The 12,195-nt window shown below is 72.3% G+C and carries 14 protein-coding genes; 8 read left to right on the plus strand and 6 right to left on the minus strand.

Going from position 1 to position 12,195, the window contains the following annotated elements:
* Positions 1-3: 3 nt before the first annotated feature.
* Positions 4-969 carry an aldo/keto reductase gene (locus ACWGQ1_RS16480; protein ID WP_247982284.1) on the minus strand — a complete coding sequence of 322 codons (966 nt, stop codon included), beginning with the start codon at positions 967-969 and terminating at the stop codon, positions 4-6.
* Positions 956-2,251 (minus strand): enolase C-terminal domain-like protein, encoded by a 1,296-nt coding sequence (locus ACWGQ1_RS16485; RefSeq protein WP_452313376.1) that lies wholly within the window; start codon positions 2,249-2,251, stop codon positions 956-958. The genes ACWGQ1_RS16480 and ACWGQ1_RS16485 overlap by 14 nt, the downstream gene beginning before the upstream one ends.
* 122 nt (positions 2,252-2,373) lie before the next feature.
* Here ACWGQ1_RS16485 and ACWGQ1_RS16490 point away from each other — a divergent pair, with 122 nt between their 5' ends.
* Positions 2,374-3,234, plus strand: coding sequence for a fumarylacetoacetate hydrolase family protein (locus ACWGQ1_RS16490; RefSeq protein WP_247637841.1), 861 nt, complete (start codon positions 2,374-2,376; stop codon positions 3,232-3,234).
* Positions 3,216-3,983, plus strand: coding sequence for an SDR family NAD(P)-dependent oxidoreductase (locus tag ACWGQ1_RS16495; protein WP_378823341.1), 768 nt, complete (start codon positions 3,216-3,218; stop codon positions 3,981-3,983). Before ACWGQ1_RS16490 ends, ACWGQ1_RS16495 begins: the two co-directional genes overlap by 19 nt.
* Positions 3,984-4,162: 179 nt before the next feature.
* On the opposite strand, the gene ACWGQ1_RS16500 is transcribed toward ACWGQ1_RS16495, so the two are convergent.
* A complete protein-coding gene (locus ACWGQ1_RS16500) occupies positions 4,163-5,053 on the minus strand; it encodes an amidohydrolase family protein (RefSeq protein ID WP_452313377.1) in 891 nt (296 codons plus the stop codon).
* Positions 5,054-5,100: 47 nt separating this feature from the next.
* Between ACWGQ1_RS16500 and ACWGQ1_RS16505 the strand changes: the two genes are divergently transcribed.
* Positions 5,101-5,778, plus strand: coding sequence for a FadR/GntR family transcriptional regulator (locus ACWGQ1_RS16505; RefSeq protein WP_136029458.1), 678 nt, complete (start codon positions 5,101-5,103; stop codon positions 5,776-5,778).
* A 30-nt stretch (positions 5,779-5,808) separates the two neighbouring features.
* Here the strand turns inward: ACWGQ1_RS16505 and ACWGQ1_RS16510 are convergent, their stop codons facing one another.
* The gene (locus ACWGQ1_RS16510; RefSeq protein WP_168387190.1) at positions 5,809-6,471 is read right to left on the minus strand and encodes a transaldolase family protein; all 663 of its coding nucleotides are present in this window, start codon (positions 6,469-6,471) and stop codon (positions 5,809-5,811) included.
* 118 nt (positions 6,472-6,589) lie between these two features.
* Here ACWGQ1_RS16510 and ACWGQ1_RS16515 point away from each other — a divergent pair, with 118 nt between their 5' ends.
* Genes ACWGQ1_RS16515 through ACWGQ1_RS16530 form a run of 4 tightly spaced genes read left to right on the plus strand, consistent with a single transcriptional unit; the run spans position 6,590 to position 9,869 of the window.
* Positions 6,590-7,552, plus strand: coding sequence for a ribokinase (locus tag ACWGQ1_RS16515; protein WP_136029454.1), 963 nt, complete (start codon positions 6,590-6,592; stop codon positions 7,550-7,552).
* Between the two features lie 16 nt (positions 7,553-7,568).
* Positions 7,569-7,973 (plus strand): D-ribose pyranase, encoded by a 405-nt coding sequence (gene rbsD, locus ACWGQ1_RS16520; RefSeq protein WP_136029452.1) that lies wholly within the window; start codon positions 7,569-7,571, stop codon positions 7,971-7,973.
* Positions 7,973-8,785: a UTRA domain-containing protein gene (locus ACWGQ1_RS16525; RefSeq protein ID WP_452313378.1), complete on the plus strand. Its 813-nt coding sequence runs from the start codon at positions 7,973-7,975 to the stop codon at positions 8,783-8,785. The genes rbsD and ACWGQ1_RS16525 overlap by 1 nt, the downstream gene beginning before the upstream one ends.
* A gap of 25 nt (positions 8,786-8,810) precedes the next feature.
* A complete protein-coding gene (locus ACWGQ1_RS16530; protein WP_136029448.1) occupies positions 8,811-9,869 on the plus strand; it encodes a PLP-dependent cysteine synthase family protein in 1,059 nt (352 codons plus the stop codon).
* 16 nt (positions 9,870-9,885) lie between these two features.
* On the opposite strand, the gene ACWGQ1_RS16535 is transcribed toward ACWGQ1_RS16530, so the two are convergent.
* Together ACWGQ1_RS16535 and ACWGQ1_RS16540 are read right to left on the minus strand one after the other, a co-directional pair.
* The gene (locus ACWGQ1_RS16535) at positions 9,886-10,755 is read right to left on the minus strand and encodes an FHA domain-containing protein (RefSeq protein ID WP_452313379.1); all 870 of its coding nucleotides are present in this window, start codon (positions 10,753-10,755) and stop codon (positions 9,886-9,888) included.
* 12 nt (positions 10,756-10,767) lie between these two features.
* A complete protein-coding gene (locus ACWGQ1_RS16540; protein ID WP_136029443.1) occupies positions 10,768-11,034 on the minus strand; it encodes a hypothetical protein in 267 nt (88 codons plus the stop codon).
* A 211-nt stretch (positions 11,035-11,245) separates the two neighbouring features.
* Here ACWGQ1_RS16540 and ACWGQ1_RS16545 point away from each other — a divergent pair, with 211 nt between their 5' ends.
* Positions 11,246-12,076, plus strand: coding sequence for a DUF4397 domain-containing protein (locus ACWGQ1_RS16545; RefSeq protein ID WP_136045316.1), 831 nt, complete (start codon positions 11,246-11,248; stop codon positions 12,074-12,076).
* Positions 12,077-12,195: the final 119 nt, after the last annotated feature.

The following is a 12,195-nucleotide window of genomic DNA, read 5'->3' on the forward strand; positions in this document are numbered from 1 at the left end:
GGGTCAGGCGGGGATGAGACCCTCGGCGGCGAGGTTCTCCCACAGTGCGGACGGGATCTCCCGCGCAGCGTACTCGGCGTTCTGCGTCAGCTGTGCGGGGCGACTGCCGCCCACGACCACCGAGCGCACCACGTCGGACTGCAGCGGGAACTGGATCGCGGCCGCGGGCAGCGGCACCCCGTGGTCGGCGCACACCGCGGCGATGCGCACCAGCCGGTCCCACAGCTCGTCGGGCAGCTGCCCGTACTCGTAGCGTCCGTCGCGCCGCGGCTCGTTCGACGCGAGCAGCCCGGAGTTGAACACCGAGGCCGCCACGATGCCGGTCGAGGTCTCGCGGCACGCTGGCAGCACGTCGACTGCGGCGGGCTGTTCGAGCAGCGTGTACCGCCCGGCGACCATGACCAGGTCGAGGTCGGCGGCCCGCACCGACGCGGAGAGCGCCTCCGACACCATCGAGCCGATGCCGATCGCGGTCACCTCGCCGTCCGCACGCACCTGCTCCAGCGCGGGGAGGGCCTCCGCCAGCGCGAGGTCGAGGTCGTGGCGCTCGGGGTCGTGCAGGTAGAGCAGGTCGATGCGCTCGATGCCGAGGCGTTCGCGCGACTCATCGAGGCTCGTGCGGATGCCCTCCGCCGAGAAGTCCCACACGCGCTGCAGGGTGTCGGGCACGTGGAAGTCGTTCGCGGTGTCGAGGCCCCCCGCGTGGTCGGGGTTGGGGCGCAGCAGCCGTCCGACCTTGGTGGACAGCACGTACTCGTCGCGGGGCTTCGTGCGCAGGAAGGCTCCGAGACGACGCTCGGACAGCCCGAGCCCGTAGTGCGGCGCGGTGTCGTAGAAGCGGATGCCGCTCTCCCACGCCGCGTCCAGCACGGCCCAGGCCTCGTCGTCGGACAGCTCCCGGAACAGGTTGCCGACGTTCGCGGCACCGTAGCCGAGCGTCGGGACGGTCAGGCGGTCAGGCACCGACATGCGCACCCGTCCAGGTGTACTCGGCAATGCTGTCGGCCTTCATCTCCATGCCGGTACCCGGCGCGGTGGGCGCCATGTACGAGCCGCCCTGGATGTCGGTCGGCACGACGAAGTGCTCGTGCAGGTGGTCGACGAACTCGATCAGCCGGCCCTCGCGCGTGCCCGAGACGGCGACGAAGTCGAACATCGACAGGTGCTGCACGGCCTCGCACAGCCCGACGCCGCCGGCGTGCGGGCAGACCGGCACGTCGAACTTCGCGGCGAGCAGCAGGTTCGCGATGTTCTCGTTGACCCCGGCCACGCGCACGGCGTCGATCTGCATGACGGAGATCGCGTCGGCCTGCAGCAGCTGCTTGAAGATCATGCGGTTCTGCGCGTGCTCGCCGGTGGCGACGCGGATGGGCGCCACCCCGCGGGCGATCTCGGCGTGCCCGAGGATGTCGTCGGGGCTCGTGGGCTCCTCGATCCAGGCGGGGTGGAACTCGGCGAGGGCGTTCACCCACTCGATCGCCTCCGATACCTCCCAGCGCTGGTTGGCGTCGATCGCGATCGGGAAGTCGGGGCCGCACACCTCGCGCGCCTTGCGGAAGCGGCGGATGTCGTCCTGCAGGTCGGCGCCGACCTTGAGCTTGATCTGCGTGAAGCCGTCGGCCATCGCCTCGCGCGCCAGGCGCTCGAGCTTCTCGTCGGAGTAGCCCAGCCACCCCGGGCTCGTCGTGTAGCCGGGGTAGCCGGTGGCGAGCAGCTGCTGCTCCCGCTCGGCGCGACCGGGCTCGGCGGCGCGGAGGATGTCCAGCGCCTCGTCGCGGGTGAGGGCGTTGGTGAGGTAGCGGAAGTCGACCAGGTCGACCAGCTCCTCCGGCGTCATCCGGGCGAGGAGCTGCCACAGCGGCAGGCCCGCGCGCTTGGCCTTGACGTCCCACAGCGCGTTGATCACGGCGCCGATGGCCATGTGCATGACGCCCTTCTCCGGCCCGAGCCAGCGCAGCTGCGAGTCGCCGATGATCTCGCGGAAGGTGCCGCCCATGTCGTCGAGCAGCGGCTCGAGCTCCCGGCCGACCAGGTGCCCCGCGAGGGCGTCGATCGCAGCCACCTGCACGTCGTTGCCCCGTCCGATCGTGAACACGAACGCGTGCCCCTCGATGTCGTCCTCCGAATCCGTGCGCACGATGACGTACGCGGCGGAGTAGTCGGGGTCGGGGTTCATCGCGTCCGACCCGTCCAGGCTCAGGGACGTGGGGAAGCGGATGTCGGTGGTGTCGAGGGCGACGATACGGCTCACGGGATTCCTCTCCATGCACGGGACTTCTTCCGTGCGGATCCCTTGGAGTGTAAACATCCGATGTCTATACTGTCAACGAGACCGGCCGCCGCAGAGCGGCTTCCCGAACGATCAGGAGAATCATGAAGTTCGCGCGGCTCGGCACCCCTGGGGCGGAGATCCCCGTCCTCGTGGAGGGTGACCGCTACCTCGACCTCCGCCCACTGACATCCGATGTCAACGGCGACTTCCTCGCCGGAGACGTCGCCGCCCGCGTCGCCGCCGCGCGCGACGCCGGAGAGCTCCCCGAGCTGCCCGACGCCGCGGGGATGCGCGTCGGCGCCCCCATCGCCCGCCCCAGCGCGGTCATCTGCATCGGCATGAACTACGCCGCGCACGCGGCCGAGTCCGGCTCCGAGCCGCCGACCATCCCGATCATCTTCCTCAAGACCCCGAACACCGTGGTCGGCCCGAACGACACCGTCACGATTCCGCGCGGCAGCGAGAAGACCGACTGGGAGGTCGAGCTCGGCATCGTGATCGGCGCCCGCGCCGCCTACCTCGACTCCCCCGACGAGGCGATGGCGCACGTCGCCGGCTTCGTCGCCGCGAACGACGTGTCGGAGCGCGACTTCCAGATGGCGGTGTCGGGCGGGCAGTGGTCGAAGGGCAAGATCGCGTTCGGCTTCAACCCCACCGGACCGTGGCTGGTCACGCCCGACGAGGTGGACCACCGGGCCCTCGGCCTCCGCAGCTTCGTCAACGGCGAGCCGCGGCAGGACTCGAACACGAGCGACATGATCTTCCCCGTCGAGCAGATCGTGCACCACCTGTCGCAGTACGTGACGCTGGAGCCCGGCGACCTGATCCTCACCGGCACCCCGCAGGGCGTGGCCCTGTCGGGCAAGTACCCCTACCTCGCCCCGGGCGACGTGGTGGAGATCGAGATCGACGGCCTCGGCCGGCAGCGACAGGAGTTCGTGGCATGGGAGGCGCAGAAGTGAGCGGAACGATGGACGGCCTGGTGGCGATCGTCACGGGCGGAGCCTCCGGCATCGGCGCGGCGATCGCCCGCCGGCTGCACGACGACGGCGCCACGATCGCCGTGCTCGACCGCGACACGACGAACGCCGACGAACGCTTCGCCGCGTTCACCGCCGACGTGTCCGACCGCGCGAGCGTCGACGCGGCCGTGGCCGCGGTCGCCGAGCGCTTCGGCCGCATCGACATCGTGGTCAACAACGCCGGCATCGGCGCGCAGGGCGACATCGCCGCGAACGACGACGACGAGTGGGCGCGCGTGCTCTCGATCAACGTGACCGGCATCGCCCGCGTGACCTCGGCCGCACTGCCGTGGCTGCGGAAGTCGCCCGCCGCCGCCGTGTGCAACACCGCGTCGATCGCCTCCACCACCGGCCTCCCGCAGCGCGCGCTCTACTCCGCGTCGAAGGGCGCCGTGTCGGCCCTCACCCGCGCGATGGCCGCCGATCACCTGCGCGAGGGCATCCGCGTCAACGCCGTGAACCCCGGCACCGCCGACACCCCCTGGGTGGGGCGGCTGCTCGACTCCGCCGCCGACCCCGAGGCCGAGCGCGCCGCCCTCGAAGCACGACAGCCCCACGGACGGCTCGTCAGCCCGGACGAGGTCGCCGCGGCCGTCGCCTACCTGGTGGGACCGGGCGCGGGCTCGACCACGGGCACGTTCCTCGAGGTGGACGGCGGGATGGCGCAGCTGCGGCTCCGCCCCGAGTGACCTCGCACCCTCCCCGACGAGAGGGCCCGGCGACTCCCTGAGCCGCCGGGCCCTCTCGCGTCCGGCCTGAGGTCAGAGGCGGAGTCGGTGCGGGATCGAAAACGTGCCGCGCAGGGGCTTCGGGGGTGACATATCGCACGCGCACCGCGCGACGGGATGGGGCGGACGGGGCGGGGGGGTCAGAGGCGGTAGAACGCGGCGGCGGTGTCGTGGAAGAGGGCGGCCCGGTCGATGCCGCGGGAGTCCGCCCACGTCGAGACCGCGTCGGCCCAGCGGCTGCGGGCGGTCGGCTGATACGTCGACGGGGCGTCCGAGGCGGCGTCCGTGCGGGCCGGGCCGACCGCGGAGACCGGCCAGTCGGTACCCCACATCAGGCGCTCCGGCCCGAAGACGTCGGCCGCGGTGTCCAGGAACGGCTCGAGCTGCGCGAGGCTCCAGTCACCACCCGCCTCCGCCGGAAGACCCGACACCTTGCAGTACACCTGCGGGTGGCGTGCGAGCTCGGCGAGGTCGCGCTCCCACTCCGCGGTCGGGGCCAGCGGAGCGTGCGCGGTGCCGACCGCGGGCTTGCCGAGGTGATCCAGCACCATGCGCAGCTCGGGGATCGCGGCGGACAGCCGCGCGACGTCGGGCAGCTGCCACGACCGCACGCACGCGTCGAACGCCCAGCCGTGGGCCGCGACCTCTCGCGCGCCCGTCACGAACGCGGACGACAGCGCCACCGCATCCGGCTCGTCCTGCAGGATGTGCCGCACGCCCACCACCAGCGGCTCCGCCGTGAGGCTCTCCAGGTGCACGGTCGTGTCGGTGCCGCGGTCGAGTCGGGCACCCGCGACGATGCCGACCACCCCGAGCCGCTCGGCCTGTCCCGCGACCCACCGCACCTCGTCGAGCTCGTCGTCGACCGCGGTGCCCGCCTGCACGAAGATCGCGCGCTCCTCGGTCGACCCGTCGATGCGGGCGCTCTCGATCTCCTCCGCGGCGAACCGCCCGGCGAGGGGCCCCTCCAGCCACGAGTAGGTCAGAACCTCCGGGTCCCACAGGTGCAGGTGCGAGTCGAGGGTGCGCATGCCCCCATCCTGCCGTAGACATCCGATCACTGTGCAAGGATGACGCCATGGCTGTCACTGACGAGGCGATCGAGAAGATCAAGGCGATGATCGTGTCGGGCGAACTGGCGCCCGGCGATCGCCTGCCCCCGGAGAAGGAGCTGTCCGAACGACTCGGGCTCTCGCGCAACTCGATGCGCGAGGCGGTCAAGGCGCTCGAGGTGATCCGCGTGCTCGACGTGCGCCGCGGCGACGGCACCTACGTCACGAGCCTGGAGCCGCATCTGCTGCTCGAAGCGATCGCGTTCGTGGTCGACATGCACGACGACGACTCGATGCTGGAGATGTTCGCGGTGCGGCGGATGCTCGAGTCGCAGGCGACCGGGCTCGCCGCGACGCTCGGCAGCGAGGAGGCGATCGCGGCCGTGCAGGAGGAGGTCGCCGGCATCGACGCCGGCGTGAGCATCGAGGAGCTCGTCGACCACGACATCCGCTTCCACCGCGACATCGTGGCGATGGCGGGCAACGCCTATCTGGCCAGCCTGATCGAGCACCTGAGCAGCCAGACCGTGCGGGCTCGCGTGTGGCGAGGGCTCACCGAGGGCGGCGCGGTCGAGCGCACGCTGTCGGAGCACCGCGCGATCGCCGACGCCATCGCCCAGCGCGACTCCGCTCTCGCCACGTCGCTCGCCACGGCCCACATCGCGGGCGTGGAGCGCTGGCTGCGGCAGGCCGCGACCGCCTGAGCCGCACCGCGACGGAGCGAGCGGGGCGGGTCAGGCTCCCAGGCGCACCATGGCCGCGTCGAACTCGGCGGCGGAGGTGTCGCTGACCGGGTTGGACAGCACCTGGTCGAGCACGTCGGGGGCGGCGGTGAAGTAGGGCACGCCGGCGCGTCGGAGGCCGACCAGATCCTCCGCCGACCGCAGCGACGCGGCGAGCACGTTCGAGTCAGTCCCCGCGCACATCTCCTGCATCCGCGCGATCACGACCTCGCCGTCGACGCCCGCGTCGCGCATCCGGCCGAGGTAGGGCGCGAGGTACCGGGCGCCGATCGCGGCGCCCGCGAGGGCCTGTGCCACGGAGTACACGGCCGTGACGAGCACGGTCGCCCCGTCGCGCACGAGGGCGGACGCGGCCGCGAAGCCGTCGGGCGTGGCGGGGACCTTCACCGCGACCCGGTCGCCCAGCGCCCGGATGCCCTCGGCGTTGCGCAGGAAGGAGGCGGTGTCGCCACCCCAGGTCTGGAAGAACACCTCGCGGGCACCCTCCTCGACCCATCGGGCGTAGAGGTCGGGGATCTCCGCGGCGGTGCGGCCGCCCCGTTCGAGGATCGTGGGGTTGGTGGTGACCCCGTAGACCACGCCCGCGGCGAGCAGCCGGGAGACGCGGTCGACGTCGGCGCTGTCGACGTACAGGCGGGGCGCGATCGGGGTCATCGGGGTCTCCTCGCGGGAACCTGTCGTTACAGGTTCGGTTTCGGCTAATGTAATGACAGCTCCGAGCCTAGTCAACGCCACCGGAGCGCCCGCGCTGTCGAGGAGGATCAGGAGCGAGATGACACCCGCACACCCCGGCGACCGCACCGGCGTCGTCATCGTCGGCAGCGTCACGGCCGACGTCACCACCTTCTCCGGTCGGCTGCCGGCCCGCGGCGAGACCATCCTGGGCGACGAGTTCACGCTCATGCTCGGCGGCAAGGGGGCGAACCAGGCGGTCGCGGCCGGACGCTCCGGTGCACGCACGAGCTTCGTCGGCTGCGTGGGAGACGACCTGTTCCACGACCTCGTGGTGGACGGGCTCACGGCCGCCGGTGTCGACCTCACCCACCTGCGCACGGTCCCCGGCCCCACGGGCATCGCGCACATCCGCGTCGACGCGTCGGCGCAGAACGACATCGTGATGGTGCCGCTCGCGAACGCCGCGCTCAGCACCGCGCAGATCGACGAGGCGCTCACCGCCCTCGCCCCCACCACGTCCGTCCTGCTGACCCAGCTGGAGACGCCGTCGGCGCTGACCGCCCACATCACGGCCCGCGGCCGGGAGCACGGCATGACCGTGATCCTCGACCCCGCCCCCGCCGCGGAGCTCCCGCCCGCCCTCTGGCGCAGCATCGACATCGTCACGCCCAACGAGACCGAGGCGTCGCTCATCAGCGGCATCGAGGTGACCGACGCGGCGTCGGCCGAGCGCGCGGGCCGCTGGTTCCTCGCCCAGGGCGTGGGCGCCGCGGTCGTCACGCTCGCCGGACAGGGGTCGTGCGTGGTCACCGCGGAGGGCGCGACGGTCGTCCCGCCGTTCCCCGTCGAGGCCGTCGACACCACGGCCGCGGGCGACGCCTACGCGGGCTACCTCGGTGCCGCCCTCGCGAGCGGCAGCACCCTCACCGACGCCGTGCGCCTGGCGACCGCCGCCGGCGCCCTCGCCGTCACGAAGCAGGGCGCGTCGCCGAGCCTTCCGCACCGCGCCGAGGTCGACGCGTTCCTCACCGAGCGCGAGACCGCCCCCGTCGCGAACTGACCAGCCAGGAGCACCGATGCGCAAGACGTCCACCACGATCAACCCCGCCCTGTCCCGGGTGATCAGCGAGACCGGCCACACCGACACGATCGTCGTGACCGACGCCGGCCTTCCCATCCCCCCGGGGTCGGAGCGCATCGACCTGGCCTACCGCCCGGGCGCCCCCGCCTTCCTCGACGTGCTCGACACCGTGCTCGCCGAGCTCGTGGTGGAGGGCGCCACGGTATCCGCGGAGGTCGCGGAGAAGAGCCCGGAGGTGCTGGATGCTCTGCGCGAGCGCTTCGCCGGGATGGGCTTCGAGATCGAGCTGGTGCCGCACGTCGAGTTCAAGCAGCGCACCCGCACGGCACGGGCGTTCGTGCGCTCCGGCGAGTTCACCCCGTATGCGAACGTGATCCTGCACGCGGGGGTGGCGTACTGATGACCGCCGTCGAGGACGCGATCGACCGCCACTCCGCCGCCCCCATGTACGACCAGCTGCGGCAGCTGATCATCGACGGCATCGCCCGCGACGGCCTGCAGCCCGGCGACCCGCTGCCCGGCGAGCACCGCCTGTGCGAGCGCTACGGCATCTCGCGCACGGTCGTGCGCCAAGCGCTCGCGCAGCTCGAGCACGAGGGGCTGGTCGAGCGGGTGAAGGGCAAGGGCACGTTCGTCTCCCGCCCGCGCACGAGCGAGAGCCTGGTGCACACCCTCGTCGGCCTGTACGACGACGTGGAGCGTCGCGGCGGGCACGTGCACAGCGACGTGCTGCGGCACGAGCAGACCGTGGCCGACGAGGAGGTCGCGCTGGCGCTGGAAGTGCCGGTCGGGTCGCCCGTGGTGGCGCTCGAGCGGCTGCGGCACGTCGACGGGGAGCCCTGGTCGCTGTCGACCACCTGGATGCCCGAGGCCGTCGGCGGGGTCACGCTCGGCGCCGACCTGACCGAGGGGTCGCTGTACCGGCTGCTGGCGATGCACGGCATCGTGGCGACGCACGGCGTGCGCTCCGCGGAGGCGACCGTCGCCACGCACGAGCAGGCGCAGCACCTGGGCGTCAGCGCCGGCTCGGCCCTGCTCCGGCTGCGCAGCGTCAGCCGCAGCGAGGACGGCACGCCCATCGAGTACTTCATCGCCTACCACCGCGGCGACCGTTCGCGCTTCGAGTTCCAGTTGCAGCAGGAGCAGTCGCAGGCGTCGCTGCTGCACGTCGACGGCGACGGCGGGGCCTCGCCCGCGGGTACCGTCGGCTGAGGGCAGCCCCACTACGCTCGAAGACATGAGCGACTGGACCAGCACCGCGATCGCCCTGCTGGAAGCCGACGCGAACCGCAGCGCGGACACGCACCTGCACCTGTTCCCGCTGCCGGCCGAGTGGGGCATCGACCTGTACCTGAAGGACGAGTCGGTGCACCCGACGGGCTCGCTCAAGCACCGGCTGGCGCGGTCGCTGCTGCTGTACGGGCTGGTGAACGGGCGCATCCGCGAGGACACGACGCTGGTGGAGTCGTCGAGCGGGTCGACCGCCGTGTCCGAGGCGTACTTCGCGCGGATGCTCGGTCTGCCGTTCATCACCGTGGTACCCCGGTCGACCGTGCAGGAGAAGATCGACCTGATCGAGTTCTACGGCGGGACCTGTCACTTCGTGGACCGCGCGGAGGACATGTCGCCGGAGGCCCAGCGCCTGGCGTCGGTGTGCGGCGGCCACTACCTCGACCAGTTCACGTTCGCGGAGCGCGCGACCGACTGGCGCGGCAACAACAACATCGCGGAGAGCGTTTTCAGCCAGCTCGCCCAGGAGCGGCATCCGATCCCGCGGTGGATCGTCATGGGTGCGGGCACCGGCGGCACGAGCGCGACCTTCGGCCGCTACGTGCGCTACCGCCGGCACGACACCCGGATCGCGGTGGTCGACCCCGAGGGCTCCGCCTTCTATGACGGATGGGCCGGGACCGTCGACCCGCCCGCCGGGCGCCCGAGCCGCATCGAGGGCATCGGCCGCCCCCGCGTGGAGGCGTCCTTCGTCCCGACCGTGATCGACGAGATGATCCAGGTGCCCGACGCGGGCTCGATCGCCGCGATCCGCCTGCTGCGCGAGCGCACGCTGCACTGGGCGGGCGGCTCCACCGGCACCAACCTCTCCGGTGCGTTCCAGCTCATCGCCCGCATGCGTGCCGCGGGCGAGACCGGCAGCGTCGTGACCCTCATCTGCGACAGCGGCGTGCGCTACGCCAACACCTACTACTCCGACGAGTGGGTCGCGCAGCAGGGGTGGGACCTCGCCCCGCACCGCGCCCGCCTGGAGCACTTCCTCGCGACCGGGGTCTGGGCGGACTGACGCTCGCGGTGCCGGGTCAGCCGAGATCGCCGGAGCCGTAGGGTCGCACCGGCTGCTGCTTCTGGAACTCGTATTCCCCGCCCTGGCGCCCGCCGAACGGACGACCGTGGTCGGCGAACTCCTCCCGGTAGTAGGCGAGGCGCCACGTGCCCAGCTCGATCCGCGAGCCCGTGCGGAGGATGCGCGCGCCGTCCGAGCTGTGCGGCAGGTTCGGCCACCCGCCGCCGGTGGGGGCGTGCGGGTACAGCACGTACTCGTCGTCCTCGTTGTGCCTGATCTCGGCGTGCACCGCTTCGAGTCCGTCGAGCCGCAGATCGGCGTCGGGACTCGAGCCGATCACGGTCCGGTCGGGCAGCAGGTCGAACTCGCGCGGACGGCTGCGGTCCCAGTCGCCCGAGCCGACCGAGAAGATCAGGCGCGGGCGTCCCGAGCCGGGCAGGTAGTGCGTCGTGGTCACGCGACGGCGGACGTGGCGCACCACGGTGGGCACGAGCGGGAACAGCGTGCCGGGCGGGATGGAGAGCAGCGAGCCGCCGCCGCGGTCGCGGTCGCGGCGCTGCAGTTCCGTCAGCAGCGTGGTGAGGTGGCCGAGCCGGATGTGCGGTGATCCCGCGACCGCGCGACCCACGGGTCCCGACCGCACGTCGCCGAACTCCACCAGGGTGCCGCGCGGTCCCTCCACCCGCACCCGGATGCCGCGGCGCGCGAGGCCGTCCGCGACGGGGGCGAGCTGCGCGAGGTCGCGGCGACCCATGCCGCCGAGGGTGGACGTGTCCGCGATCGTGACGACGACCTCGCGTCCCGCCGCGTGCACGGTGAACCGCGTGGGGGTGTCGTCGTCCGGGCCGCGGTGCTCGACCTCCAGGTCGATGTCGAGGCGGATCATGGTCGTATCCGCTCAGGCGGCGTGCGGTCCGTCGGTGGCGCGGTCGCTCGTGGTCACCCGCAGGGTGCCGTTGAACTTCCAGGTGGCGCGGGGCGCGTCGGGGCCGATGTCGCGCGGCACCTCGACGGTCATGTCCTCGAAGGTGTAGTTCACCGCCGCTCCTCGGCCGGTCAGGTACGCCCACATCTCCCGGCCGAGATCGGTCCAGTCGGTGATGGAGGCGCCGGTCGGGCCGGTGGAAGACGAGAACAGTTCGGCGGGGTGGTTCGTGTCGCTCATGGCGTGCTCCTTTGCCGGGTCCGGGTGTGTGGATGCGATTATGCGCGCGGTCCCGATCGATGTCCATCAGTTTCTGGGCACCGTCTAAAAAAGCACCACCGGGACCGGAGAGTGCCGACAAGATCGGGTTCGGGTGCATCCGCCGACCGCCCTCACCCGGAATAAGGGGGCAATGGGTGGCGACCGCCGCCCCTGTTCAAGGAGGAGCATCGTGCGAAGAATCACCACAGCCGGCCTCGTCGTCGGACTACTGGCCGCAGCGGCCCTGGCCACGCCCGCGACCGCCGCGACCACCGGCAGCGCCCAGCTCTCGGTGCTGCACGCCATCCCGAACACCCCGGTCGACGTGTACGTCAACGGCGAGCGCACCATCGACGACTTCCAGCCCGGCTCACTGGCCGGTCCGCTGGAACTCCCCGCCGGCAGCTACGAGGTCGCGCTGACGGCGCCGGACGCGGCCGACGCGAGTGCGCCCGTGCTCGGCCCGGCGACGCTGACCCTCACGGCCGGTGCCAACTACACCGCCGTCGCGCACCTCACCGAGGCGGGCGACCCCGGGCTGAACCTCTTCACGAACGACACGTCCCCCACCGCACCCGGCCAGGGGCGGCTCACGGTCCGTCACGTCGCGGCCGCGCCCGCCGTCGACATCCTCGCCGGCGGCTCACCGGTGGTCGAGGACCTGACCAACCCGAACGAGGCGACGCTGAACCTGCCCGCCGGGAACGTCTCGGCCGCCGTCGCCCTCGCCGGCACCACCGACCCCGTGCTCGGCCCGCAGGACGTGGCGGTGCAGGACGGCGTGCTCACGATCCTGTACGCGTGGGGCAGCGCCGAGGAGGGCACCCTCGCCATCGCCGCACAGACGGTCTCGGGACTGCACACCAACCCCGGCGGCGTGCCCTCCGGCACCGCGGGCTACGCGGCGCAGCGGGACGCCGACACCGCCATCGTCCTGGCGACGGCACTGATCGGCCTGGCGATGATCGCGGCCGCGGGTGCGACCGTCGCCGTGCGTCGTCAGCGGATCGCGCGCCGATGAGACCGGGGGCGCTGCGCCGCCGCATCCGGCGAGGACTCCTCGCCGGATGCGGTGCCGCGTGCGCGGCGCTCCTGATCGCCTGCACCCCCGTGGGGGCGGGCGAGGTGATGACGTCGGAT

It is taken from the genome of Microbacterium sp. NPDC055599, assembly GCF_053618975.1.

Coding starts and splice junctions, on each gene's coding strand:
- ACWGQ1_RS16540 (WP_136029443.1), bottom strand. CDS start 11,034: ATGAGCGACACGAACCACCCCGCCGAACTGTTCTCGTCTTCCACCGGC.
- ACWGQ1_RS16500 (WP_452313377.1), bottom strand. CDS start 5,053: ATGCGCACCCTCGACTCGCACCTGCACCTGTGGGACCCGGAGGTTCTG.
- ACWGQ1_RS16525 (WP_452313378.1), top strand. CDS start 7,973: ATGACCGCCGTCGAGGACGCGATCGACCGCCACTCCGCCGCCCCCATG.
- rbsD (WP_136029452.1), top strand. CDS start 7,569: ATGCGCAAGACGTCCACCACGATCAACCCCGCCCTGTCCCGGGTGATC.
- ACWGQ1_RS16510 (WP_168387190.1), bottom strand. CDS start 6,471: ATGACCCCGATCGCGCCCCGCCTGTACGTCGACAGCGCCGACGTCGAC.
- ACWGQ1_RS16505 (WP_136029458.1), top strand. CDS start 5,101: ATGGCTGTCACTGACGAGGCGATCGAGAAGATCAAGGCGATGATCGTG.
- ACWGQ1_RS16515 (WP_136029454.1), top strand. CDS start 6,590: ATGACACCCGCACACCCCGGCGACCGCACCGGCGTCGTCATCGTCGGC.
- ACWGQ1_RS16490 (WP_247637841.1), top strand. CDS start 2,374: ATGAAGTTCGCGCGGCTCGGCACCCCTGGGGCGGAGATCCCCGTCCTC.
- ACWGQ1_RS16530 (WP_136029448.1), top strand. CDS start 8,811: ATGAGCGACTGGACCAGCACCGCGATCGCCCTGCTGGAAGCCGACGCG.
- ACWGQ1_RS16535 (WP_452313379.1), bottom strand. CDS start 10,755: ATGATCCGCCTCGACATCGACCTGGAGGTCGAGCACCGCGGCCCGGAC.
- ACWGQ1_RS16495 (WP_378823341.1), top strand. CDS start 3,216: ATGGGAGGCGCAGAAGTGAGCGGAACGATGGACGGCCTGGTGGCGATC.
- ACWGQ1_RS16480 (WP_247982284.1), bottom strand. CDS start 969: ATGTCGGTGCCTGACCGCCTGACCGTCCCGACGCTCGGCTACGGTGCC.